Below are 21557 nucleotides of genomic sequence, written 5' to 3' on the forward strand. Positions count from 1 at the left end.
GCCATGAATCCCCTGGTCGCTCCCGAAGCCCAGCGCCGCGAAGGCCGCTGCGCGCTGTCCGTCAATGTCAACAAGGTCGCGCTGCTGCGCAACACCCGGCACCTGGGGATCCCCAGCGTGACCCGCGCCGCCGAGCTGTGCCTGCTGGCCGGTGCCCAGGGCATCACCGTGCACCCCCGGCCCGATGGCCGCCACATCCGCTCCGAGGACGTCCATGAGCTGGCCGCGCTGATGAAGGGCTGGCCCCAGGCCGAGTACAACATTGAGGGCAACCCGACGCAGAACCTGATGGACTTCGTGCGTCAGCTGCGCCCGCACCAGGTCACTTTCGTGCCCGATGCCGAAGACCAGTTCACCTCTGACCACGGCTGGAGCCTGCCGGCCGACATGGACCGTCTGCGCCCGCTGATCGAGGAATGCAAGGCCCTGGGCGTGCGCGTGAGCCTCTTCATGGATCCGGTCCCGGCGGCCATGACCCATGTCGCGGCGCTTGGTGCTGACCGCATCGAGCTCTACACCGAGACCTTCGCAAGTGCCTTCGGCACGCCGCGCGAGGCCGAGGTGTTGGCGGGCTTCACCGCCACGGCCGAGGCCGCGCTGGCCCTGGGGCTGGGCATCAATGCCGGCCATGACCTCAACCGCCCCAACCTGAGCACCTTCCTCAAGGCCGTGCCGGGCGTGCTGGAGGTCTCCATCGGACATGCCCTGATCGCCGATGCCCTGGAACTGGGCTACGCCGAGACCGTGCGCGACTACCAGCGCAGCATCCAGCGCGCCTATGCCTGAGCTCCGCGAGGCGAGGGCGCAGGACCTGCCGGCGCTGTCGCAGCTGATCAGCTGGGTCTGGCTGCAGACCTATGCAGACCAGGGCGTGCGGCCGGCCTTTGCCGGGCACCTCCAGGACACCTTCAGTCCCGTGGCCCTGCAAGCCTGGCTGCAGGCGGGCCACCGCTGCTGGCTGGTCGAGGACGCAGGCCATCTGCAAGGCATGATCCACGTGAGCCTGGACAGCTGCTGTCCCGTGGCGTGGCAGGACGGGCCGGAGGCCGAGGTGAGCGAGCTGTACGTCGTGCCGCCGCTGAGCCGCCATGGCCTGGGCCGGGCCCTGCTGGCGCATGCTCGCGAGCAACTGCCGGACCGGGCGCTGTGGCTGAGCGTCTGGGCCCCCAACGAGCGGGCCATCGCCTTCTACGAGCGCGAGCAGGGCCGCCGCCTGGGCGAAACCTGGTTCGAGCTCGATCGGCAGCGGCATCTCAACTGGATCTACGGGTGGCTGGCGCAAGCCGCTGACAGGGGAGCTTGAAGATGATCTATGGCATCGGCACCGACGTCTGCGACATTCGCCGCATCGCCGACACCCTGCAGCGCCGCGGCCCGCGCTTCGCCGAGAAGGTGCTGGGGCCGCATGAGATCGAGGTCTTCCGCGATCGCAGCGCGCGCGTGGAGGCCCGCGGCGTCGCCTACCTGGCCACCCGCTTCTCCGCCAAGGAGGCCTTCTCCAAGGCCATAGGCTTGGGGCTGCGCATGCCCATGAACTGGCGGGACTGCGAGATCGTCAAGGCCCCCAGCGGCAAGCCCGAGATCCGCCTGCATGGCGCGCTCAAGGCCTGGTTCGAGGCGCGCAGCCTGCAGGCCCATGTCAGCGTCAGCGACGAGACGGACTACGCGACCTCCTTCGTGGTCGTCGAGACCCTCCCCGAGTCCCCCTCAACTTCCAGGACCTGAACCGATGGACATGCTGCACCACGCCCCCTTGATGCTGGACATCGCCGGCACCACCCTCAGCCCGCATGAGCGCGAGCGACTGAGCCATCCCCTGGTGGGCGGGCTCATCCTCTTCGCCCGCAATTTCGAGAGCCGTTCGCAGCTGACGGCACTGTGCGGTGAACTCAAGTCCCAGCGGCCCGACCTGCTTATCACCGTGGACCAGGAAGGCGGCCGCGTGCAGCGATTGCGCAGTGACGGCTTCACGCCGTTGCCGGCCATGCGCGCGCTGGGCGAGCTGTGGATGAGCGATGCCATGCGTGCCACCCAGGTCGCCACCGCCCTGGGCTATGTGATGGCCATGGAACTGCGCGCCTGTGGCGTGGACCTCAGCTTTGCACCGGTGCTGGATCTGGATCATGGCGAGAGTTCGGTGATCGGCGACCGCAGCTTCCATCGTGATCCGCGCGTGGTGGCGATGCTGGCCAAGAGCGTGGCCCAGGGCCAGCTCATCGCCGGCATGGGCGCCTGCGGCAAGCACTTCCCCGGCCATGGCTTCGTGAAGGCCGATTCGCATGTGGATGTGCCGGTGGACAAGCGCAGCCTCAAGGCCATCCTGGCCGAGGATGCCAAGCCCTACGAATGGCTGCACCTGAGCCTGGCGGCGGTGATGCCGGCCCATGTGATCTATCCCAGGGTCGATGCGCGGCCGGCAGGCTTCTCCTCGCGCTGGCTGCAGGAGATCCTGCGCGAGCGCCTGGGCTTTGCCGGCCTGATCTTCAGCGACGACCTGGGCATGCGCGGCGCGCGCGTGCTGGAGGGCCGTGAGATCGGCTTCTCCGAGGCCGTCATCACGGCCCTGCACGCGGGCTGTGACATCGCCCTGCTGTGCAACCAGTCGATGGAGGAGGGCGGCCGCGTGCTGGACGAGGTGCTGCAGTCCCTGGAGGACGCCGCGCTGCAGGGCCGCTGGCAGCCCAGCCTGGAGAGCGAGGGCCGGCGGCAGCGCCTGCTGTCTCAGCAGGCCCCACTCAGCTGGGACGAGTTGATGCATGAGCCGGGCTATCACCTGGCCTTGCAGCAGTTGAACTTCTAGGCCTTGCCTTCCTGGGCTGCAGGGTGTTCTCCACTTGCCGGCCTCTCCTCGCACTCAGTGCGTGGCGCCAACCTTGGCTGCCTTGCCCTTGCCCTTGGCAGCAGACAGGGACTTGCCGTCAGAGTCGATCTGCATCCGCAAGTTCATCTGGATGGCGTGGCCCTGGGGGAGGGGCATCTGCAGGGCCATGGTCATGTCCAGGTCGTTGTGCAGCTGCAGGCGGTCAGCCAGGCGCAGCTGCATGTGACCCGTGCCGCCGCCGCCGATCACCATCTGCTGCGAGGTGGGCGTCGCCGGCGCGGCGCCTTCAGGGGCGCTGGCGGGTGCGGCCGGCATGGGCAGGTCCAGCTTGAGGTCCAGCGTGGCCTTGACGTCGAAGAAGGCCACGCCAGCCTCCACCTTGGCCAGTGTGTAGCTCGCCATCACCTTGCCGACATTGCTGCCCGCCGGCAGGTTGGGGAGGGGTAGGTTCAGCTCCAGCGGCATGTCCACCGACTCGCCCACGCGCAGCGTGGCGCCATTCATCTTGGCCAGGGCGTCGAAGGTCTTGCGGAAGAGGCCTTCGAGCATGTCCGGTGGCAGCTGCGCCGCGCCTTCGCCAGAGAGGCGGATGTTCTCGTAGCGCCCGTCCACGATGATCGCGCTGAACTGCATCGCCGGCATGCCGCGCTGGGGGACGCCGGGCACCAGATCCCCATCGCCCGTGCGCATGTCCATCGTGCCCCGCTCGATGCGGGCGGTCAGCGGGACGTGCCCCTTGGCGTCGGCCTTGCCCGTCTGCAGGACCTGGCGCATCTGCATGCTCATGGTCAGCGGCATCTTGACCGCGCCGAGCTTGGCGCTGAGCTGCTGCACCTCCCCCTCGCTGGCGCCGTCGCGGGCCTTGAACTTCATGTCCGTGATCGCCTTGAAGCGGAAGTCCTGCTGCTGCCAGGTATTGGGCAGCGGGATCAGGTTCAACGTGATGGGGGTGTCGTCAGCGCGGGCCAGGGCCGGCAACAGCGCGAGGGCGAGACAGGCCAGCGGCACGAGCCGGCGCAGCGGGGTCTTGGACATGGGTTTCCTCCTCTTGGATGGGTGATGGGGTGGTGGCCCCGTTTCTTGCGGCCGGATCTTAGGGGCACGGCCGCGGACCATGCGCCTCCATCGCCTCCCCCAGAGGAGGTGGGTGGCCCTTATGCCTTCCTGTCGCGCGGGCGGCTAGCGCCGTGAATCCTGCTGCGGCCCGGGCGTGAAAAAGCCGACCGGCTCCCCAGGGGCGCCAGTCGGCTTCAGAGGGGGCGATGCCGTCTTACTTGCGGTAGTTGTCCTGCATGCGGTAGCCGCGTGCATACAGCCCGAACAGCAGGGCCGCCAGCAGCGCGAAGGCGGCGAAGAAGAACATCTGGAAGGCGGTGACGCTGGTGCCCGTGGCCTTGATGTAGCTGGTCACGCCCTCGCTCTTGACGCTGCTGTTGGCCAGCAGCACCCAGAGGTTGCCGATGGTCACCGAGAGGTTCCAGAAGCTGGTGATCACGCCCTTCATGGGCAGGGGCGCCTGGCTGTAGGCGAACTCCAGGCCGGTGGCCGAGACCAGCACCTCGCCCAGGGTCAGGATGGCATAGGGCAGGATCTGCCAGACGATGCTCACCGTGTGGCCATCGTCCAGCCACAGCTGCAGGCCGCCCACCACGATCCAGGCCACGCCCGACAGTGCAATGCCCGCGCCCATGCGGCGCAGGGCCGTGATGCGCAGGCCCATGCGCTCCAGCATGGGGTAGAGCACCAGGTTGTTGAAGGGGATGAGGATCATCACCAGCGCCGGGTTCAGGGCCTGCATCATGGAGGACTGGAACCACTCGGGCTTGCTCATCTGGTCGGCCTGCAGGATCCAGGTCGAGGCTTTCTGGTCGAAGAGGGACCAGAAGGGCGTCACCAGCGCAAAGAGCACCAGCAGGCGCAGCACGGCGCGCACGCCCTCGATGGCCTCGGGCGGATGCGCCTTGGAGGCCTGGCCCAGTTGCAGCGCGGCGCCCGCGCCGCCGAAGCCCATCAGCAGCACCAGGGCCAGGCAAAAACTGGCCACGAAGCCGATCTGCTTCATCAGCAGGAAGCTGCCCACGGCACCAGCCAGGCCGATCAAGGCAACGATGAGGCCGGGCCCGCCGGTCTTCAGCGCACTGATCACGACCTTGAGGAAGCTGTGCGGGTCATGGGCCACAGGCGGGGTGTGGATGTATTTCTTGCGGCCACTCCAGAAGATCAGGGTGGCGATGGCCATCAGCACGCCGGGGATGCCGAAGGCCACGCTCGCGCCGAACTGCTTCAGGAAGATCGGCATCAGCAGCGAGGCGAAGAAGGAGCCGAAGTTGATGATCCAGTAGAAGGCGTCATAGACCTTCTGGGCCAAGCTGCGGTTGCTGCTGTCGAACTGGTCGCCCACGAAGGAACTGACAAGGGGCTTGATGCCGCCCGAGCCCAGGGAGATCAGGAAGAGGCCGGTGTAGAAGCCGGTGATGTTTTTCTCGAAGATCGCCAGGCAGGCGTGGCCGCAGCAATAGAGCAGGCTCAGCCAGAAGATGGTGTTGTACTTGCCGAAGAAGCGGTCGGCGATCCAGCCGCCCAGCAGCGGGAAGAAGTAGACGCCGATCACGAAGGTGTGGAAGACCTCCTTGGCCTCGGCCTTGCGCAAGTCTTCGGGAACAGCCATCAGCAGGCTGGTCATCAGGAAGACCGTCAGGATGTTGCGCATGCCGTAGAAGCTGAAGCGCTCGCATCCTTCGTTGCCGATGATGTAGGGGATCTGCGGCGGCATCTTGGGCGCCGCGGTGCTGACGGTCTGGGTCACGGTCAAAGTCCTTGTGTCGGGCCGCAGGCGGGTTGCCCGCGGCAGCGGCAGTGCTGGGGTGCAGCAGGGCTGCCACTGTAGGCGAAAAGGCGGGCGGGGAAAGGGTGCCAACCCTAGGCACGGTGCCGGGCCTGCCGGCAAGCGGGCGTGGCTGCCCAAGATCCACCCAAGGTCCATTCCGCGGTGATGGCCCGGCGCTCCAAGAAAAACGCCGCCGGGCGCGAGCCACGGCGGCGTGATCGGGGCCGGCTCAAGGCCGGCGGGCGGGGCCTCAGCCCTGCAGCTCGAAGGGCAGCTTGACCTGGGCCAGATCCTTGCGGGTCTCGACCAGCACCAGCGGGCCTTCATCCAGCTGCAGCACGGGCGGACGCTCGCGCGGCACGCGCACGGGCTTGGGCTCGGCGGCAATGGCGGCCTGGGCGGCGGCCACCTTGTCGGCGTCCGAGTTCACCCATTGCAGGCCGGCGGCTTCGGCGATGCCCTGCAGGTCGCCGATGGGCAGGCTGTAGGCCGGCACCACGACGGCAGGGGCTTGCACCGGGGCTTCGGCCGCGGTCGGGGCGACCGGGGCGGGGGCCGGGGCTGCAGCGGCCTGCACCGGTGCGGCGGCCGCTTCGACCACCTCAGCGGCGGACTCGGCAGGCTCGCCCACCAGCTCCAGCTGCTGCGGAGCCGCCGGCTCGGTGCCTTCGCTGCCTTCAGCGCCTTCACCAGTCTGACCATCACGGCGGTCGCGGCGATAGCGGTCACGGCTGCGGCGGCGGCGGCCGTCACGACCGTCCTCGCCCTGGGCCTGCTCGCCGGCTGACTCGCCTTGCTCCTCGGCGGCGGCTTCCTGGGCCGGGGCCTCAGCCGACAGGGTGCCCGCGTCGGCGGCCTGCTCAGCCTCGGCGCCGTTCAGCGATTCGCTGCCAGCCTCCTGAGCACGATCCTCACGGTCGCGACCACCGCGACGGCGGCGGCGGCGGCCCTGGCGCTCCTCACCGGTGGCCTCGGGGGCCATGCCGTCAGGGATGGTGTCCTGGAAGGCGGTCGGGGACTCGGTGCCAGTGGTCTCGACCAGGGCCTGGACCTCGGCGGCCGGGCGCTCCTGGCGCTCGCCACGCTCGGCACGTTCCCCGCGATCGCCCCGGTTGCGGCGGCCCTCGCCACGTTCACCGCGTTCGCCGCGCTCCCCACGTTCGGCACGCTCACCGCGCTCCGCACGTTCCGGCCGGCTGCCTTCCGGCGTGGCGGCCTCGTTGCGCTCGCCACGCTCGTTGCGGCGGCCGCGTTCCTGGCGCTCGCCACGCTCGCCACGCTCGCCACGCTCGGCGCGTTCACTGGTGCGCTCGCCACGCTCGCCTCGTTCGGCACGCTCACCGCGCTCTGCGCGCTGACCGTCCTTGCCTTCGCTGCGGCCCTTGCCGTCCTTGCGCTGCTCACCACGTTCGCCACGTTCGCGGCGGCGGCCGTCGCGGCCGCCATCACGGCCACCCTCTCGGCCTTCACGCTTGGCGCCGTCCTTGCGGTCGGTTTCGGCGGGCTTGGCTTCCTCGGCCGGCGTCTCGCCATTGCCGAAGATCTTCTTGAGCCAGCCGAAGAAGCCGCTGCTCGCGGCGGCCGGGGCGGCTGCCGCGGGGGCCGCGGCGGCCGGGGCTGCGGGCGCTGCCACGGGCTTGGGCGGCACCACCGGAGCGGGCTGCTCGGGCAGGATGCCCTTGATCACCGGCTCCTGCTTGCTCTTGCCCTTGTCGTCGCCGCCGCGGCGGGTGATGCCCACCTCGTCCTGCGGCTCTTCGATCATGGTGTAGCTGGCCTGCAGGTTCTCCAGGCGCGGATCATCGTGGCGCAGGCGCTCCAGCTTGTAGTTGGGCGTCTCCAGGTGCTTGTTCGGCACGAGCAGCACGGTCACGCGCTGCTTCAGCTCGATCTTGGTGATCTCGGTGCGCTTCTCGTTCAGCAGGAAGCTGGTCACCTCCACCGGCACCTGCACGTGCACGGCGGCGGTGTTGTCCTTCATGGACTCTTCCTGGACCATGCGCAGGATCTGCAGGGCGGAGCTTTCCGTGTCACGGATGTGGCCGGTGCCATTGCAGCGCGGGCAGGTGATATGGCTGCCTTCGCTCAGCGCGGGGCGCAGGCGCTGGCGGCTCAGCTCCAGCAGACCGAACTTGCTGATGGAGCTGAATTGCACGCGGGCACGGTCCTGGCGCAGGGCGTCGCGCAGGCGCTGCTCGACCTCGCGGCGGTTCTTGGACTCCTCCATGTCGATGAAGTCGACGACGATCAGGCCGCCCAGGTCGCGCAGGCGCATCTGGCGGGCGATCTCGTCGGCTGCCTCGAGGTTGGTGCGGGTCGCCGTTTCCTCGATGTCGCCGCCGCGGGTGGCGCGGGCGGAGTTGACGTCCACGGAGACCAGGGCCTCGGTGTGATCGATCACGATGGCGCCACCGGAAGGCAGGTTCACCGTGCGGCTGAAGGCCGTCTCGATCTGGTGCTCGATCTGGAAGCGGCTGAACAGCGGGGCGTCGTCACGGTAGCGCTTCACGCGATGCGCGTTGTCCGGCATCACGTGGTTCATGAACTGGTGGGCCTGCTCGTAGATGTCGTCCGTATCGATCAGGATCTCACCGATGTCGGCGGTGAAATAGTCGCGAATCGCGCGGATGACCAGCGAGCTTTCCTGGTAGATCAGGTAGGCGCCCTTGCCGCCCCGGGAGGCGTCGTCGATCGCCGTCCAGAGCTTGAGCATGTAGTTGAGGTCCCACTGCAGCTCGGCGGCGGTGCGGCCGATGCCGGCGGTGCGGGCGATCAGGGACATGCCCTTGGGGTAGTCGAGCTGGTCGAGGTTCTCCTTGAGCTCCTCGCGGTCCTCGCCCTCGATGCGGCGCGAGACGCCACCGCCACGGGGGTTGTTGGGCATCAGCACGAGATAACGGCCGGCCAGGGAGATGAAGGTGGTCAGGGCGGCGCCCTTGTTGCCACGCTCTTCCTTCTCGACCTGGACCAGCAGTTCCTGGCCTTCCTTGATGGCGTCCTGGATCTTGGCCGAGCGCACGTCCGTGCCATCACGGAAGTACTGGCGCGAGATTTCCTTGAAGGGCAGGAAGCCGTGGCGGTCTTCGCCGTAGTCCACGAAGCAGGCTTCGAGCGAGGGCTCGACCCGCGTCACGACGGCCTTGTAGATATTGCCCTTGCGCTGCTCGCGGCCCTCGATTTCGGTCTCGAAGTCCAGCAGTTTCTGGCCATCAACGATTGCGAGGCGCCGTTCTTCCGGCTGCGTCGCATTGATCAGCATGCGTTTCATCGTTTCTCCTTACACGCCGTCCACACTGGCCGAAACCAGCTCGCACGGCGCGCAGCACCACATCGCACGGGGCGTGAACCCGCGGGCGACCGACATCAGCACGAGAAACGCGGTGGAACCGAGGAAGGAATCGCCCTGGACTGCTGACGATCGCGAAACTCGCGATCAGGCCGGCAGCGTTGGCGCGTGCGCTTCAACAGGTGGCGCGGAGCCTCCCTCCCGTGAACACGCCACCATCGTTGGCGCGACCCGGCCGCGGCTGATGCGGGGCAGGCAGCCGGTCAGCGACCGGGGCTGCGCGCGCATGCGGCGGGGGGTGGGGGGATTGCTGGGATTCATCCGCGGGGAACTGCTGGGCGCTGGCATGAGGCCTCCGGCTCTTGACCGGGCGGCCTCACACGATGAAAAACCTTATTCGTGCCGATCGCGGGGTGATAGCCCCTCGACCAAGCGTGGTCCGTACTGCGTCGCTCTTCCGTAACGGCCCGCCGACCGCCGCTGTCACTTGGGGACAGGGCCCGCCGGGCAGGCAGACACGTTGCTTCTCCAAATTGTGAGAGCCTCGAACCGGGCAGCGGCTTGCGCCGCAGACCGCCTGTTCCAGGCCCCACCACCCCTGCGTTCTTTGCATCCCTGCGGCTCACCCGCAGGTAAAATCAGAAAAATCAAATACTTAGAACGCAATCGTGGTACGGAAGATTATAGGGGCTAAAGGTCGAAGCCCGAGTTCGGGAAGCGACCAGGGAGCCAGGCGCCCGGCAGCGCCGGCCCAGCCCGGGCGCAAGAAGGCGTCCACCACGATGAAACGGGGTGAAACGTCGCTTCCCCCGGCCGCGCCCGTCGCGGCTAAGCGCGCCAGCGTCCGGCCGCTGTCCCCCGCGCAGGGGACAGCCGCTGCGCCCAAGGCCGCACCGGCCGTGCAATTGCTCACCATCGACGAAGGCTCCGCCGGCCAGCGCCTGGACAACTTTCTGCTGAAGGTGCTCAAGGGCGTGCCCAAGACCCATGTCTACCGCGTGATCCGCGCCGGCGAGGTGCGGGTCAACAAGGGACGGGCCCAGGCCGACACCCGGCTGGAGCTGGGCGACGTGGTCCGCGTGCCGCCCGTCCGCCTGCCGGAGCGCAGCACCGCAGCCCAGGCGCCGGTGCCCGCTCGCGAGTTCCCGGTGGTCTTCGAGGATGAGCACCTGATCGCCATCAACAAGCCTGCCGGCGTGGCCGTGCACGGCGGTTCGGGTGTCAGCTTCGGCGTGATTGAGCAGCTGCGCCAGGCCCGCCCGCAGGCAAAGTTCCTGGAGCTGGTGCACCGCCTGGACAAGGAAACCTCGGGCCTGCTGCTGATCGCCAAGAAGCGCAGCGCCCTCAATGCCCTGCAGGACCAGTTCCGCGACCGGGAGACCGGCAAGACCTACGCCGCCCTGGTCTGGGGCGCCTGGCCCAAGGGTCAGACGGTGATCGATGTGCCCCTGCTGAAGTATGTCGGCCCGGACGGCGAACGCTGGGTGCGCGCCGTGACCTCCTCGCATGACCCCGGCGCCGAACAGGCCAAGCGCTCCATCAGCCTGGTGAAGTTGGCGGAAGGTCTGCCGGCCTGCAGCCTGGTGGACGTCACCATCAAGACCGGCCGCACCCACCAGATCCGCGTGCACCTGGCTCAGGCGGGCCATGCCATCGTCGGAGATCCGAAATACGGGGACTTCGAGGCCAACAAGGCCCTGGCCCGTGGCGAGACCTTGCCCAGCCTGCGTTTTGACCGCATGTTCCTGCATGCGCGCCGCCTGCGCTTCGTCCACCCCGCCGACGGCCAGGAGATCGAATTGACGGCACCCTTGCCGGACGAGTGCGAATCCCTCCTGCGCCAGCTGCGCCAAGGCTCCTCCCGATGAACGCCACCCGACCTCAACGCTACGAGCTCATCGTCTTCGACTGGGACGGCACTCTGTTTGACTCCACCGCCCTCATCGTGCAGGCCATCCAGGGCGCCGCGGCCGACCTGGGCCTTCCCGTGCCCCCGCGCGAGCGGGCCGCACACGTGATCGGCCTCGGCCTCTACGAAGCCCTGGCCATCGCCACGCCCGAGCTGCCGCGCGAGCGCTATGCCGAGATGGGCCAGGCCTATCGCAGGCACTACTTCGCCCAGCACGATGCCCTGTGCCTGTTCGGCGGCGTCGAGGCCCTGCTGCAGGCGCTCAAGGCCCGTCACCATTGGCTGGCCATCGCCACCGGGAAGAGCCGCAGCGGGCTGGACGAGGCCCTGCGCCACGTTGCGCTGCAGGGCGTCTTCGATGCCAGCCGCACGGCGGATGAGACCCAGAGCAAGCCGCACCCGCTGATGCTGGAGCAGCTGATGCGCGAGTTCGCTGTGGAGCCCGAGCGCACGCTGATGATCGGGGACACCACCCACGACCTGCAGCTGGCCCGCAACGCCGGCTGCGCCGCACTGGGCGTCAGCTACGGCGCCCACGATCCCGAGCATTTCGAGGACTTCGAGCCGGTGCACATCGCCCACTCGGTGCCAGACCTGCATGACTGGCTGCTGAAGCACGCCTGACAAGACCTGACCCCGCCATGAACCCCAGCGACACCCCACCACCCGCCAACGGCCTGCTCCTGTGCGATTCCACCGAGTTGCAGGAGCGCGGCAAGGCGCACTGCTTCGAGGTGCTGCAATACGGCCAGCCGGCCGGCGCCTTCGCCCTACGCTTCGAGGGCCAGGCCGTGGCCTATCTGAACCGCTGCGCCCACGTGCCCACCGAGATGGACTGGCAGGAAGGCGAGTTCCTGGACAGCGACAAGCGCTACATCATCTGCTCCATCCACGGGGCCGTGTACGACCCGCTCAGTGGCCGCTGCGTGACCGGCATGTGCGGCCGTACGGGCTTGCACAAGATCGAGGTGCAGGAACGCGAGGGCAAGGTGTATTGGTATCCTAGCCGCGACACCAAGCCTGCTTTCGAGGACTGAGCCCTCCCACGCCACACGCGCTGGGCCGGCCGCCTGCCCAGGCCCTCGCATTCAACACCCGCCATGAACCCCAACGACGAACCGCCGCGCATCCTGCCGGACGCCACGGCCCGCCCCGAAGACATGCTCAAGGCCCCGACACCAGAGCCCTCGCGTGCCGAGGCGCCGGCGCCCGGCGCCCCGGCGGGCTACGAGCCGCTGCTGGTCCAGTTCGCCCAGGACTACCTGCGCGACCGTCGCGCCGAGCGCCGCTGGCGCACCTTCTTCCGCCTGCTGTGGCTGGGCCTGGTCCTCTTCCTCTTCTGGGCCCTGTTCTACCAGCCCCACCACGTGACGGCGCCCAACACGCCGCACACCGCCCTGGTCGAGGTGCGCGGCGAGATCTCCGCGGACACCGAGGCCAGCGCCGAGCTGATGCTGTCCGCCCTGCGCAACGCCTTCGAGGACCAGGGCGCGCAGGCCGTGGTGCTGCGCATCAACTCGCCCGGCGGCAGCCCGGTGCAGGCCGGCATCGTCTATGACGAGATCCGGCGCCTCAAGGCCAAGCATGGCAAGAAGGTCTATGCGGTGGTCGAGGAGATCTGCGCCTCTGGCGCCTACTACATCGCCGCCGCGGCCGACGATATCTTTGTGGACAAGGCCAGCATCGTCGGCTCCATTGGCGTGCTGATGGACGGCTTCGGCTTCACGGGCCTGATGGACAAGCTGGGCATCGAGCGCCGCCTGCTCACCGCTGGCGAGAACAAGGGCATGCTGGATCCCTACTTGCGGGAGAACCCGCGCCAGAAGGCCTATGCCCAGGCCATGCTGGACCAGATCCACCGCCAGTTCATCGCCGTGGTGCGCGAAGGCCGTGGCGAGCGCCTGAAGGAAACGCCCGAGATGTTCTCCGGCCTCTTCTGGAACGGTGAGGAGGCGGTCAAGCTGGGGCTGGCCGATGGCCTGGGCAATCTGGACTTCGTGGCCCGCGAGGTGGTGAAGGCCGAGGAGGTCATCGACTACACCCCGCGCGACAACGTGGCCGAACGCCTGGCCAAGCGCTTTGGCGCGGCTCTGGGCGAGGGCGCGGTGAAGGCATTGCGCCAGGTCCCTGCCATCCACTGAGCCGACGCAGGCCTCACGTAAAAGGCCCTCCAGCGGAGGGCCTTCGCGCTTCTGGCGACGTGGGGGTCAGGTCTTGCTTCGGCGGCGCGAGATCAGGCCAGCGGCCACGAGGGCCAGGCCGGCGAGCCAGACGATCTGGGGCTCGGGCACTTTGTGGTCGTCCTGCGGCTTGGGCGTCGGGGTGAAGGGCTCCCAGCCGATCTCGAAGGCCTGCGAGATCGAGGCGCCGATCACCGTGCCCTCCACATGGCCCTGGCCGTAGAGATCGGCCTTGGGCGCCAGCACGCTGCCGTCCACCCAGCCCAGCTTGACGCGCTGCGCGTTCGCCAGGTTGAACAGCACCTTGCCCTGCGCTTCCTGCACAGGCTTGAAGCCCGTGAAACCGCCGCTCAGCTGCACATCGCCCTCGTTGAGGATGTTGATCACCACCCAGGCATCGCTGGCCACATTGCTGAGGCTGAGGGTTGGCATCACCCAGCTGCCGCCCAGCTTGTTCTTGCTGCCCAGGAGAATGTCGAAGACCTCGACGGCGCCGGCCTTGCCGCTGCCGCTCAGGCTGATGTCACTCCAGGGCTGGGCCACGGTGCCGGTGCTGGCCAGGGCAGCCAGAGAGCCGGACAGCGCCGTCAGCTGGGTCTGGGCGGCCTTGAAGTCCACCACGCCGCTGATCTTGGGCTCGGCACGCAGGTCCAGGTAGCTGGATGAACCCTTGTTCTGGCCGCCGAAGACGCCGTAGCTGTTGCCGTAATGGGCGAGTGCCGGGTCCCAGGGCACCAGATTGCCTTCGCCCGCGCTGGAGTCCGTCACGGAGCCGGGCGCCGTGGAATAGATGCGGCCGTTGGTGAAGCGCACGTCGCCGCCCACCACCAGGGCGGGGCCCGTGCTGCCGGCGGGCGCACGGTAGCCCACGCTGAGCCCGTTGGCCGTCAGCGAGCCGCCGACGGCCAGGCGGCCTTCCACGTCATTGGCGGCCTTGACGTCGCCGAAGATGAAGGCGCTGTACTGTGCGGCTACGCCCAGGTCGATGACGGGTGCGGCGGCAGCGCCCTGTGCCAGTGCCAGACCAGTAATGCCCACGACCCAGGCCAGCGCCACCGCTGCTGTGCTGGTCTTTTCTTGCTTGCTATGCATCATTCCCCGCGACATCCTTGGCGTTCATCGCCTTGTGAATTGCCAGCGGATTCTAGGAAGCAGGCTGTTACAAACCATCCCCGCGATCAGGGTGGTATGCAAGTGGTTTGTGTGATTTGCACGTTTCAGGCGGGGCTGACCAGCTTGGGCGCAGCCGGCGCGGGAAAGGCTGGTGGCGAGGCGCTGAGACGGTCCAGGAGCAGCAGATAGTCGTAGTCCGCGTCGTCCAGGACATGGAGGCCGGCGGCCCGGTCCCTGGCTTCCGGGCTGGGCCCCAGCGGCAGCGGGCCGCAGGTCGGTGCGCAGATCCAGGCCTGCGAGGGCAGGCGATGGCCGATCAGCATATGGGTCATGCGGCGCTGCAGCAGGGAGCCCGCCGGTGCGGCGGCCTGGGCGCTGAAGCGCGCCGCGCCCGGGGACTTGCGTGCGTGGACGTTGCCGGCCAGGGCCAGCACGAAGGCCTCGGCGGGCGCGCGGTCCAGCTCGCGCGCCATGGCCCGTTCATAGGCCGCTGCGCCCGGCGGCGGGTCGGCGGGCACGAAGCCCGCAAGGGTGAGCCGCCCCTGGGACTGCAGCGACTTGAGGGCCCTGATCAGCTGCAGCATGGCCTGGGAGGTCCGGCCGTCCTGGAAGCCCTTGCGCCAGGCGGGGTCGGACGCCTCCAGCGCCGCCGGCTGCAGCTCCAGCGCGACCCATAGCGGACGCCGGCCGGCGAACTCGTCGGCCAGGCGGCCTGCCAGGCATTCCACCAGGGTTGGCACCTCGACGCTGCCATGGATTTCGCCCAGGAAGAGCCCGTCGGCCTTCAGCAGGGGCGCCAGGGCTTCACGGCCCGGGCAGTCGGTGGTCGCAGCGCGGACGGGCAGTGCGCACAGCGCGGCCAGGGCCAGGGAGGCGAGCGGAGGCAGCTTCATCGGATGCGTAAACCGTGGGCGTTAGGGCCCAAATCATCGCACCCGGCCGGGCCCTGGTCTGAAGCGAGGCTGAAGCGGTCTCAGGGCTGGACGTAGGCCGTCTTCACCGTGGTGTAGAACTCCGCCGCATAGCTGCCCTGCTCGCGCGGGCCCATGCTGGAGCCCTTGCGACCGCCGAAGGGCACGTGGTAGTCCACGCCCGCCGTCGGCACGTTGACCATGACCATGCCGGCCTGGGCGTGGCGCTTGAAGTGGCTGGCGTACTTCAGCGAGGTGGTGCAGATGCCTGCGGCCAGGCCGAAGGGCGTGTCGTTGGACAGGGTCAGGGCGTGCTCATAGCTGTCCGCCGGCAGTACGCTGGCCACGGGGCCGAAGATTTCCTCGCGGCAGTGCTGCATGCCGTTGTCGCAGTCCGCGAAGAGGGCGGGCTGCAGGTAGAAGCCGGGCTTGTCCAGCTGCAGGCGCTCGCCGCCGCAGACCAGGCGGGCGCCCTCGGCCTTGGCGATGTCGATGTACTTCAGATCCTGGGCCAGCTGTGCCTCATCGACCACCGGGCCGATCTGGGTCTGCGGATCCAGCGCATCGCCCACGCGCAGGGCGCGGGCGGCCTCGCCCAGGGCCTGCACGAAGCGGGGGTAGATGCCCTTTTGCACGATGATGCGCGAGGAGGCCGTGCAGCGCTGGCCCGTCGAGAAGAAGGCGCTCTGCAGCACCGAATTTACGGCCACGTCGAGGTCGGCGTCGTCCAGCACGATGCAGGGGTTCTTGCCGCCCATCTCCAGCTGGAAGCGGGCGCCGCGCGACACCGCGGCCTGCGCCACGCGCTGGCCCGTGCCCACCGAGCCGGTGAAGCTGATTGCCGCCACGCGGCGGTCGTCCAGCAGGGCCTGGCCCACCTGCGAGCCGGGGCCCATCACCAGGTTGAAGACGCCGGCCGGCAGGCCCGCGCGGCTGATGATCTCGGTCAGCGCCCAGGCCGAGCCGGGGACCAGGTCCGCGGGCTTCAGCACCACCGTGTTGCCGAAGGCCAGGGCCGGCGCGATCTTCCAGGCCGGGATGGCGGCTGGGAAGTTCCAAGGCGTGATCAGGCCCACCACGCCCACGGGCTCGCGGGTGATCTCCACTTCCACTCCGGGGCGCACCGAGGCCAGCTTGTCACCGCGCAGGCGCAGGGCCTCCTGGGCGAAAAACTTGAAGATGGCGCCGGCTCGCGCCACCTCGCCGATGCCCTCGGGCCGGGTCTTGCCCTCCTCGCGCGACAGCAGGGTGCCCAGCTCCTCCTTGCGGGCCAGGATCTCGCTGCCGATGCGGTCCAGGGCGTCCGCCCGGACCTGCGGGCTGCTGAGGCCCCAGGCCGGCGCCGCTTCATGTGCCGCCGCGATGGCGCGCTCGGCCAGGGCCGTGTCGGCCTGGGCGTAGCGGCCGATCACGTCACGGGTATCGGAGGGGTTGAGGTTGTCGCGCAGGCGCGGGCCGTCCAGCCATTCGCCGCCAATGTAGAGAGGGTGCAGGGGTGCGCTCATGGGCTTGTCTCGCAGGGTTGATGTGAATATTGTAAATATATTTGATGAACCGCGTGGTCCCACATCATGCAGTTCCTTCTGCGGGAGCGCCAGCCGAGCTGCTCAAGCCCAGCCCTGCATGCCGTGCACCGGTGGCCCCTTGCTCAGGACTGGGAGGCGCCGAGCGATGGAATGGGCGCTGGGGTCCCCGGCTCGGCGGGTCCGGCCAGTTGGCTCAGGGCGCGCACCAGTCCGCTGCGGCTGGGCTGGTCCACGAAGACGCAGCGTTTGCCATGCCTCTTGCAATGCTCCTTGACCCGCCAGTAGGCGTCGTGGCTGATACAGGCGGTCTGGCAAATCACCAGGTCAGCGGCCGCCAGGGTGGCGTCGAGCTGGGTGACGGCGTGCTCCTCGCCGCCGTCATGATGCAGGAAGCGGGCGCCGCGGGCCTCGATCAGTTGGCGGTAGACAGGCACGGTGGCTGCGCGGCCCCCCACGCACAGCACCGACTGGTCTTCCAACTGCACCGGCGGGCCGGGCAGGCCGCTCTCTTGAGCTGCGGGGGCGGGGTCGGCAGCGCGCGATGGCGTCGGGCCCTGCTGGGCCTGGCGCAGCTCTCGGCGCAGGCGTTGCAGGGCTTGCTCCAGCTGATGGATGCGGGCCTGTCCCTCCAACAGCTGGCGCTCGCGGATGAGGGCCTGGCGCAGGGCCGGCTGGGTGGCGTTCAGGGTGTCCAACTCGTTTTGCAGGGCGTCGAGGCGGCTGTCTCGCAGCACGAGTTCGGCGCGATGACGCACCTGCTGGGCCAGCAGCTCCTCGATGCGCCGGTCGCGCTCGGCAATCAGCTGAGTGCTGCGCTGCTGGGCCCGACCCAGCTCGGACGCGAGCACGCCGTTCTCATGGGCCAGGGCCTGGATGCGCTGCAGGTCCGCGCGGTGGGAGCTGCCCACCTGGTGCTGGATCATGTGGATGTCCTGCAGCACCTCGTCCTGTAGCAGACCATCGCAGCGGGGGTGGCTCAGCGTGGCCCACAGGGCACCGGCGACTTCCGCGCCGACGGCGGCTTCGCGCCACCAGTCGCGCAGCTGCAGGGTGGTCTTGAGCCGGCTGGCTTGGCGCACGGCCAGAGCGTAGCGCTGGTCCAGCTCACGGTGCAGCAGCTCGGCGATACGGCCGCGCTGGCGGCACTCGTGGATGGCGCCGCAGTGCAGCTCATAGTCCTCCACCAGGGCCTCGCCGCCCAGGGCCTTGCCGACGCGCTTGCGCAGCACGGCCAGGGGCAGGCAGGCGCCGATCACGGGGCACAAGGCCTGCGACGGCAGCTCCCAGAGCCGCCGCCGGCGGGATCCCAGCAGGTGATTGGGCAGGGTCAGTTCCGGGGGCACGGCCGCCAGCGAGGCGGGCGCCTCGTGGCCGTCGCGAGGCTCCGGGCCTTGCGGCTGCGGGAGAGGGGGCAGGGTCGCGCCACGGGGGGCGAAGGTGGGCTCACACATGGCGGCCCTCCTCGACGAAGTCCAGGGGGAGAGGGGGCCGGCGTACGGTGGCCCTGGCGGCGAAGGCCGGGCGTACGGCGGGCAGGCATCCAGGCGTCGGCATGCGCGGCTCCAGTCAGGGCGCCACGGCCGAATGGCGGCCGGAAGGGCGCGTAAAAAAGGGGGGCGTAGGCTTGCGACGGCTGGCGGACGTGAGGTCGGGAGTCCGACCGGGGGCTTACTTGGTGAGGATCAGCTTGCCCAACTGCGTGAGGCGCAGGCGGTAGAGCTGGCCGGCGTGCTCGATCTCGAGCTCGCGGTCCTGGCCCAGCAGGTCCCGGCTATGCAGGCGGCGCGGGGCCGGGCCGCAGGCGCTGGAGGGCGGCTGAGGCGAAGAGGCCGGGATCGAAAACGCCGGGTTTGGAAGGGTGAGGGCTTGCTTGTCCATGCTTGAATAATAAATGCGAATAATTCGCAATTGCAAGCTGTCAAGGTTTGCAGGACCTTGCATGCAGGGGCCCTGTACTGGGGTCACAATCGGCCTTCACGTCGGCCCCTCCGGGCTGGCTGCCCCAGAGCAATCGCATCAGAAAACCGCACAGGAGCCCGCCATGAAAGGTGATGCCAAGGTCATCGAATACCTCAATGCCCAGCTGAAGAACGAGCTGACGGCCATCAACCAGTATTTCCTGCACTATCGAATGCTCAAGAACTGGGGCCTTGAGCGCCTGGCTAAGCATGAGTACGAGGAGTCCATCGAAGAGATGAAGCATGCCGACAAGCTGATGGATCGCATCCTGACGCTGGAGGGCCTGCCCAATCTGCAGGACCTGGGCAAGCTCTACATTGGCGAGAACGCGGTGGAGGTGCTGCACTGCGACCTCAAGATCGAGACCGGCTCCCACCCCCTGCTGAAGGAAGCCATCGCCTACTGCGAGAGCGTGCGCGACTACGTCTCCCGCCAGGTGCTGGAGGAGATCCTGGCTGACACCGAAGGCCACATCGATCATCTGGAGACGCAGATCGAGCTCGTTGCCCAGTTGGGCGAGCAGAACTGGCTGCAGTCGCAGATGGGTTGAAGCCGGGCGGGCAGGCTCGGGGCGCCTAGGAAAAGGCCCCAGGCTCGATGGTGGTTTGTAATTGAGAAACGTTCGCGTTAGCGTTACGATCTGACCAACGCTTCGCCACTGCCTCGCCAAGCCATCATGATCGTCTGCCTCTGCCACCGAGTTTCCGACCGCGACATCCGCCGTGCCGTGGCCGAGGGCACCCGCAATTTCGAGGTGCTTCAGGACGAGACCCGGGTGGCTTCCGCCTGCGGCGCCTGCCACGACTGCGCCCGCGAGGTCTTCGACGAGGCCCTGGCCCGGCACGCCCCCGTGCCGGTGCAGATGATGGAACCGCTGGCCCAGACCCGCCGAGTGATCCAACTGGTCAGCGTGGCCGCCTGAAAGCCCCGGACCCAAGCGGGGCGACCGCTCAGCCAAGACAAAGCCGGACCCTGGTCCGGCTTTTTTGTTCAGGAGAGCCCCCCGCCAGGCGGCGGCCCGGCGCCTCGTGTTCAGAACGCCCAGACCGCCGAGGCATAGGCCAGCCGTCGCGTGGGCAGTTGGGCGATGACGCTGTCTGCAGGTCCTGACCAATGGCGCAGGCCGGCCTGCAGGCTCCATCGGTCCCCCTGCCAGGCCACCGAGCCTGTGAGGATGCGCCCGCCGTCCTGAGGGGACCACAGCACGTCGCCGGCCCAGCTCCAGGCGCCTTGTGTCCAGCTGAGGCGGGCGAAGACGTTGTGCTGCTGCAGGCTGCTGTTGGCAAAACCCTGGGACTGCCAGGCCAGATTGGCGGCCAGGGCGGGTCGCAGGGCCGCAGGTGCGTGCTGCGCCAGCTGCACCAGCCGGCCGCCGCGCTCGCGCCAAGCCGCCCAGTCCGCGCGGGACAGTGCCTGCGAGTCCCACCAGTACTCCAGCAGCAGGCTCAGCTGCTCCTCGTTGGTCCAGGTCCCGCCCAGCAGCAGCTGGCTGCTGCCGACCTGCTGCTCGCGTCGCCAAGGCAGAGCGGCGCTTGGCAAGGCGGCCTGCGCGTCCGCGCGCCAGACCAGGCTGCGCGTGTTCACGCGGGCTGAGGCGTGCAACTCCAGGGCATCGCTGGCGACGACGGAGAACGCCGCCCCCACGCTGCCGCGCTGCTCACGACCGAGGCGGGCGAAGCCATGCAGGTCCCAGGCTCCGGCGTGCTGGTAGACGCGCAGCGCCAGGGCTTCCTCATCACCACCCTGGCCGTCCGGTCGGGCGGGATTGACCCACACCAGGCTCCAGGCAGTCTCTGCGCTGAAGTGTTCCAGCTGCAGCAGGGGGCGGCCGCGGTTGTAGTTGCCGACCAGAGTGCGGCGCTCCTCCTGGCCCACCATGTCGTTGGGGCGGAAGGCGTAGCCTACGTCCCAGCTGACCAGCTTGCGCCCCAGGCTGTATTGCAGACCCGCGGCCCCGCCCCAGCCGCCCGAGGCGTACAGCTCGTTGACCGCCGCGCGGCTGCTGGCGCCCGCGTGGTCGCGCTGCAGGTGCTGTGCATACAGCGTGGTGTTGAGGGGGCCGCTGCGGGCCTTCCATTCGGCCTCCAGCAGCAGGCTCTGCCGGGCGGAGGTGTTCATGCCGAGCTGCAGGGCATCGGCCTGGGCCAGCGGGCCCTGAGTGCCGCGCTGAGCGGCCTGGCTCTGGGCGCGCAGCTGCAGGCTGCTCTCGTCCAGCGACTGGGCCTGCGCGGCGAGCGAGACCAGGGTCAGCAGCGAAAGGAACAGGAGACGAGGCATGCGCATCACTCCAGGTTCGGGCTGCGCGCCAGGAACATGGGGTTGAACCAGGCCTCGGGCGCTTCCCGGTTCTTGCGGGCGAGGTAGCGCACCTGCGTTTGCTTGCGCTGCGAGAGCGCATCCTGCAGCAGCATTTCGCTGATCAGCTGGCCGTTCTTCTCATAGCGGAACTCGGCGGTCTTGGCGAGCTTGTCCGACTGCACATAGAGCTCAGCCCGCAGCGGCTCGTGCCGGGTCTTGCCCACCCACAGGGTGATGCGCTGGTAGCTCACGCCCTTGCGAGTGGCCTGCAGGGCCAGCTTGAGGCAAGGTAGCTCGCCACAGCGTTCCTCGCCCTGCAGTTCGCCGCTGTAGTCCTCGCTCCAGGACAGGGTGGCCACGTCGCCGGTGGAGGCGTCGCCCAGCAGCTTCTGCAGGGGCGTGATGCGCAGGGGGCGCTGGCTGGAGGGCATCAGCAGCCAAAAGTCGTCGCCCAGCATCAGCACTTTCTGGCCCTTCTCGGCCGGGCTCTGCATGAGCACCAGGGAGCGGTGATCGGTCTGGGTCAGCACGGTGTAGCGGCGCTCCTTGTCGAGGGTGCCGTCGGCGTTGAGCACGCGGACCTCGGTATCCACCTGCTGCTGCTTGGCGCCGCCGCTGCGGAAGGCATCGGCGGTCTTCAGTACGGTGGCTGCGTCCAGCGCTTGGGCGGCGGGCGAGAGCAGCAGGGCGCCCAGCAGGGTGCAGAACAGGGCCTGTGTCTTCATGA

The 21557-nt window shown here is 68.7% G+C and carries 20 protein-coding genes; 10 read left to right on the forward strand and 10 right to left on the reverse strand.

The window, feature by feature from the left end:
- Positions 1-3: 3 nt before the first annotated feature.
- From H5407_RS03385 to nagZ, 4 genes are read left to right on the forward strand one after another with little or no spacing between them, the layout of a single operon-like run.
- The gene (locus tag H5407_RS03385; protein WP_183103022.1) at positions 4-786 is read left to right on the forward strand and encodes a pyridoxine 5'-phosphate synthase; all 783 of its coding nucleotides are present in this window, start codon (positions 4-6) and stop codon (positions 784-786) included.
- The gene (locus H5407_RS03390; protein ID WP_183103023.1) at positions 779-1303 is read left to right on the forward strand and encodes a GNAT family N-acetyltransferase; all 525 of its coding nucleotides are present in this window, start codon (positions 779-781) and stop codon (positions 1301-1303) included. The genes H5407_RS03385 and H5407_RS03390 overlap by 8 nt, the downstream gene beginning before the upstream one ends.
- Positions 1304-1305: 2 nt before the next feature.
- Positions 1306-1725, forward strand: a complete 420-nt coding sequence (gene acpS / locus H5407_RS03395) for a holo-ACP synthase (protein ID WP_183103199.1) — start codon at positions 1306-1308, stop codon at positions 1723-1725.
- 10 nt (positions 1726-1735) lie between these two features.
- Positions 1736-2800, forward strand: a complete 1065-nt coding sequence (gene nagZ / locus H5407_RS03400) for a beta-N-acetylhexosaminidase (protein ID WP_183103200.1) — start codon at positions 1736-1738, stop codon at positions 2798-2800.
- A 54-nt stretch (positions 2801-2854) separates the two neighbouring features.
- On the opposite strand, the gene H5407_RS03405 is transcribed toward nagZ, so the two are convergent.
- The 3 genes from H5407_RS03405 to H5407_RS03415 form a co-directional block, all read right to left on the reverse strand.
- Positions 2855-3856 carry a hypothetical protein gene (locus H5407_RS03405; protein WP_183103024.1) on the reverse strand — a complete coding sequence of 334 codons (1002 nt, stop codon included), beginning with the start codon at positions 3854-3856 and terminating at the stop codon, positions 2855-2857.
- Between the two features lie 235 nt (positions 3857-4091).
- Positions 4092-5594, reverse strand: a complete 1503-nt coding sequence (locus H5407_RS03410) for an oligopeptide:H+ symporter (protein WP_220800463.1) — start codon at positions 5592-5594, stop codon at positions 4092-4094.
- 304 nt (positions 5595-5898) lie between these two features.
- Positions 5899-8916 (reverse strand): Rne/Rng family ribonuclease, encoded by a 3018-nt coding sequence (locus H5407_RS03415; protein WP_183103026.1) that lies wholly within the window; start codon positions 8914-8916, stop codon positions 5899-5901.
- Between the two features lie 917 nt (positions 8917-9833).
- On the opposite strand from H5407_RS03415, the gene H5407_RS03420 reads away from it, so the two are divergent.
- From H5407_RS03420 to H5407_RS03435, 4 genes are all read left to right on the forward strand, one after another.
- Positions 9834-10802: an RluA family pseudouridine synthase gene (locus H5407_RS03420; protein WP_404935581.1), complete on the forward strand. Its 969-nt coding sequence runs from the start codon at positions 9834-9836 to the stop codon at positions 10800-10802.
- On the forward strand, positions 10799-11467 hold the full coding sequence (locus H5407_RS03425) for an HAD family hydrolase (RefSeq protein ID WP_183103028.1): 669 nt from the start codon (positions 10799-10801) through the stop codon (positions 11465-11467). The genes H5407_RS03420 and H5407_RS03425 overlap by 4 nt, the downstream gene beginning before the upstream one ends.
- A gap of 17 nt (positions 11468-11484) precedes the next feature.
- Positions 11485-11880, forward strand: coding sequence for a Rieske 2Fe-2S domain-containing protein (locus tag H5407_RS03430; protein WP_183103029.1), 396 nt, complete (start codon positions 11485-11487; stop codon positions 11878-11880).
- A gap of 63 nt (positions 11881-11943) precedes the next feature.
- Complete coding sequence (locus H5407_RS03435; protein ID WP_404935582.1) at positions 11944-12984, forward strand: S49 family peptidase; 1041 nt, start codon at positions 11944-11946, stop codon at positions 12982-12984.
- Between the two features lie 66 nt (positions 12985-13050).
- Here the strand turns inward: H5407_RS03435 and H5407_RS03440 are convergent, their stop codons facing one another.
- The 5 genes from H5407_RS03440 to hemP form a co-directional block, all read right to left on the reverse strand.
- Positions 13051-14118, reverse strand: coding sequence for a choice-of-anchor A family protein (locus H5407_RS03440; protein WP_183103030.1), 1068 nt, complete (start codon positions 14116-14118; stop codon positions 13051-13053).
- Between the two features lie 122 nt (positions 14119-14240).
- Positions 14241-15029 (reverse strand): hypothetical protein, encoded by a 789-nt coding sequence (locus tag H5407_RS03445; protein WP_183103031.1) that lies wholly within the window; start codon positions 15027-15029, stop codon positions 14241-14243.
- Positions 15030-15109: 80 nt separating this feature from the next.
- Positions 15110-16552 (reverse strand): aldehyde dehydrogenase family protein, encoded by a 1443-nt coding sequence (locus H5407_RS03450; RefSeq protein ID WP_404935583.1) that lies wholly within the window; start codon positions 16550-16552, stop codon positions 15110-15112.
- A 143-nt stretch (positions 16553-16695) separates the two neighbouring features.
- The gene (locus H5407_RS03455) at positions 16696-18024 is read right to left on the reverse strand and encodes a DUF2325 domain-containing protein (RefSeq protein ID WP_183103032.1); all 1329 of its coding nucleotides are present in this window, start codon (positions 18022-18024) and stop codon (positions 16696-16698) included.
- A 217-nt stretch (positions 18025-18241) separates the two neighbouring features.
- The gene (gene hemP / locus H5407_RS03460) at positions 18242-18451 is read right to left on the reverse strand and encodes a hemin uptake protein HemP (protein ID WP_183103033.1); all 210 of its coding nucleotides are present in this window, start codon (positions 18449-18451) and stop codon (positions 18242-18244) included.
- 163 nt (positions 18452-18614) lie between these two features.
- Between hemP and bfr the strand changes: the two genes are divergently transcribed.
- Entirely contained in the window at positions 18615-19082 is a 468-nt protein-coding gene (gene bfr / locus H5407_RS03465) for a bacterioferritin (protein WP_183103034.1), read from the forward strand.
- Between the two features lie 126 nt (positions 19083-19208).
- Entirely contained in the window at positions 19209-19454 is a 246-nt protein-coding gene (locus H5407_RS03470) for a bacterioferritin-associated ferredoxin (protein ID WP_183103035.1), read from the forward strand.
- A 110-nt stretch (positions 19455-19564) separates the two neighbouring features.
- On the opposite strand, the gene H5407_RS03475 is transcribed toward H5407_RS03470, so the two are convergent.
- Positions 19565-20809 carry a hypothetical protein gene (locus H5407_RS03475; protein ID WP_183103036.1) on the reverse strand — a complete coding sequence of 415 codons (1245 nt, stop codon included), beginning with the start codon at positions 20807-20809 and terminating at the stop codon, positions 19565-19567.
- Positions 20810-20814: 5 nt separating this feature from the next.
- Positions 20815-21555: an outer membrane lipoprotein-sorting protein gene (locus tag H5407_RS03480; protein ID WP_183103037.1), complete on the reverse strand. Its 741-nt coding sequence runs from the start codon at positions 21553-21555 to the stop codon at positions 20815-20817.
- Positions 21556-21557: the final 2 nt, after the last annotated feature.

Source organism: Mitsuaria sp. WAJ17 (assembly GCF_014174515.1).
Lineage (GTDB): Bacteria > Pseudomonadota > Gammaproteobacteria > Burkholderiales > Burkholderiaceae_C > Roseateles_B.

What these genes read in the sequence shown, in the direction of transcription:
- H5407_RS03385 (WP_183103022.1), top strand. Translation starts at nt 4, where the DNA reads ATGAATCCCCTGGTCGCTCCCGAAGCCCAGCGCCGCGAAGGCCGCTGC.
- H5407_RS03390 (WP_183103023.1), top strand. Translation starts at nt 779, where the DNA reads ATGCCTGAGCTCCGCGAGGCGAGGGCGCAGGACCTGCCGGCGCTGTCG.
- acpS (WP_183103199.1), top strand. Translation starts at nt 1,306, where the DNA reads ATGATCTATGGCATCGGCACCGACGTCTGCGACATTCGCCGCATCGCC.
- nagZ (WP_183103200.1), top strand. Translation starts at nt 1,736, where the DNA reads ATGCTGCACCACGCCCCCTTGATGCTGGACATCGCCGGCACCACCCTC.
- H5407_RS03405 (WP_183103024.1), bottom strand. Translation starts at nt 3,856, where the DNA reads ATGTCCAAGACCCCGCTGCGCCGGCTCGTGCCGCTGGCCTGTCTCGCC.
- H5407_RS03410 (WP_220800463.1), bottom strand. Translation starts at nt 5,594, where the DNA reads ATGCCGCCGCAGATCCCCTACATCATCGGCAACGAAGGATGCGAGCGC.
- H5407_RS03415 (WP_183103026.1), bottom strand. Translation starts at nt 8,916, where the DNA reads ATGAAACGCATGCTGATCAATGCGACGCAGCCGGAAGAACGGCGCCTC.
- H5407_RS03425 (WP_183103028.1), top strand. Translation starts at nt 10,799, where the DNA reads ATGAACGCCACCCGACCTCAACGCTACGAGCTCATCGTCTTCGACTGG.
- H5407_RS03430 (WP_183103029.1), top strand. Translation starts at nt 11,485, where the DNA reads ATGAACCCCAGCGACACCCCACCACCCGCCAACGGCCTGCTCCTGTGC.
- H5407_RS03435 (WP_404935582.1), top strand. Translation starts at nt 11,944, where the DNA reads ATGAACCCCAACGACGAACCGCCGCGCATCCTGCCGGACGCCACGGCC.
- H5407_RS03440 (WP_183103030.1), bottom strand. Translation starts at nt 14,118, where the DNA reads ATGATGCATAGCAAGCAAGAAAAGACCAGCACAGCAGCGGTGGCGCTG.
- H5407_RS03445 (WP_183103031.1), bottom strand. Translation starts at nt 15,029, where the DNA reads ATGAAGCTGCCTCCGCTCGCCTCCCTGGCCCTGGCCGCGCTGTGCGCA.
- H5407_RS03450 (WP_404935583.1), bottom strand. Translation starts at nt 16,552, where the DNA reads ATGAGCGCACCCCTGCACCCTCTCTACATTGGCGGCGAATGGCTGGAC.
- H5407_RS03455 (WP_183103032.1), bottom strand. Translation starts at nt 18,024, where the DNA reads ATGTGTGAGCCCACCTTCGCCCCCCGTGGCGCGACCCTGCCCCCTCTC.
- hemP (WP_183103033.1), bottom strand. Translation starts at nt 18,451, where the DNA reads ATGGACAAGCAAGCCCTCACCCTTCCAAACCCGGCGTTTTCGATCCCG.
- bfr (WP_183103034.1), top strand. Translation starts at nt 18,615, where the DNA reads ATGAAAGGTGATGCCAAGGTCATCGAATACCTCAATGCCCAGCTGAAG.
- H5407_RS03470 (WP_183103035.1), top strand. Translation starts at nt 19,209, where the DNA reads ATGATCGTCTGCCTCTGCCACCGAGTTTCCGACCGCGACATCCGCCGT.
- H5407_RS03475 (WP_183103036.1), bottom strand. Translation starts at nt 20,809, where the DNA reads ATGCCTCGTCTCCTGTTCCTTTCGCTGCTGACCCTGGTCTCGCTCGCC.
- H5407_RS03480 (WP_183103037.1), bottom strand. Translation starts at nt 21,555, where the DNA reads ATGAAGACACAGGCCCTGTTCTGCACCCTGCTGGGCGCCCTGCTGCTC.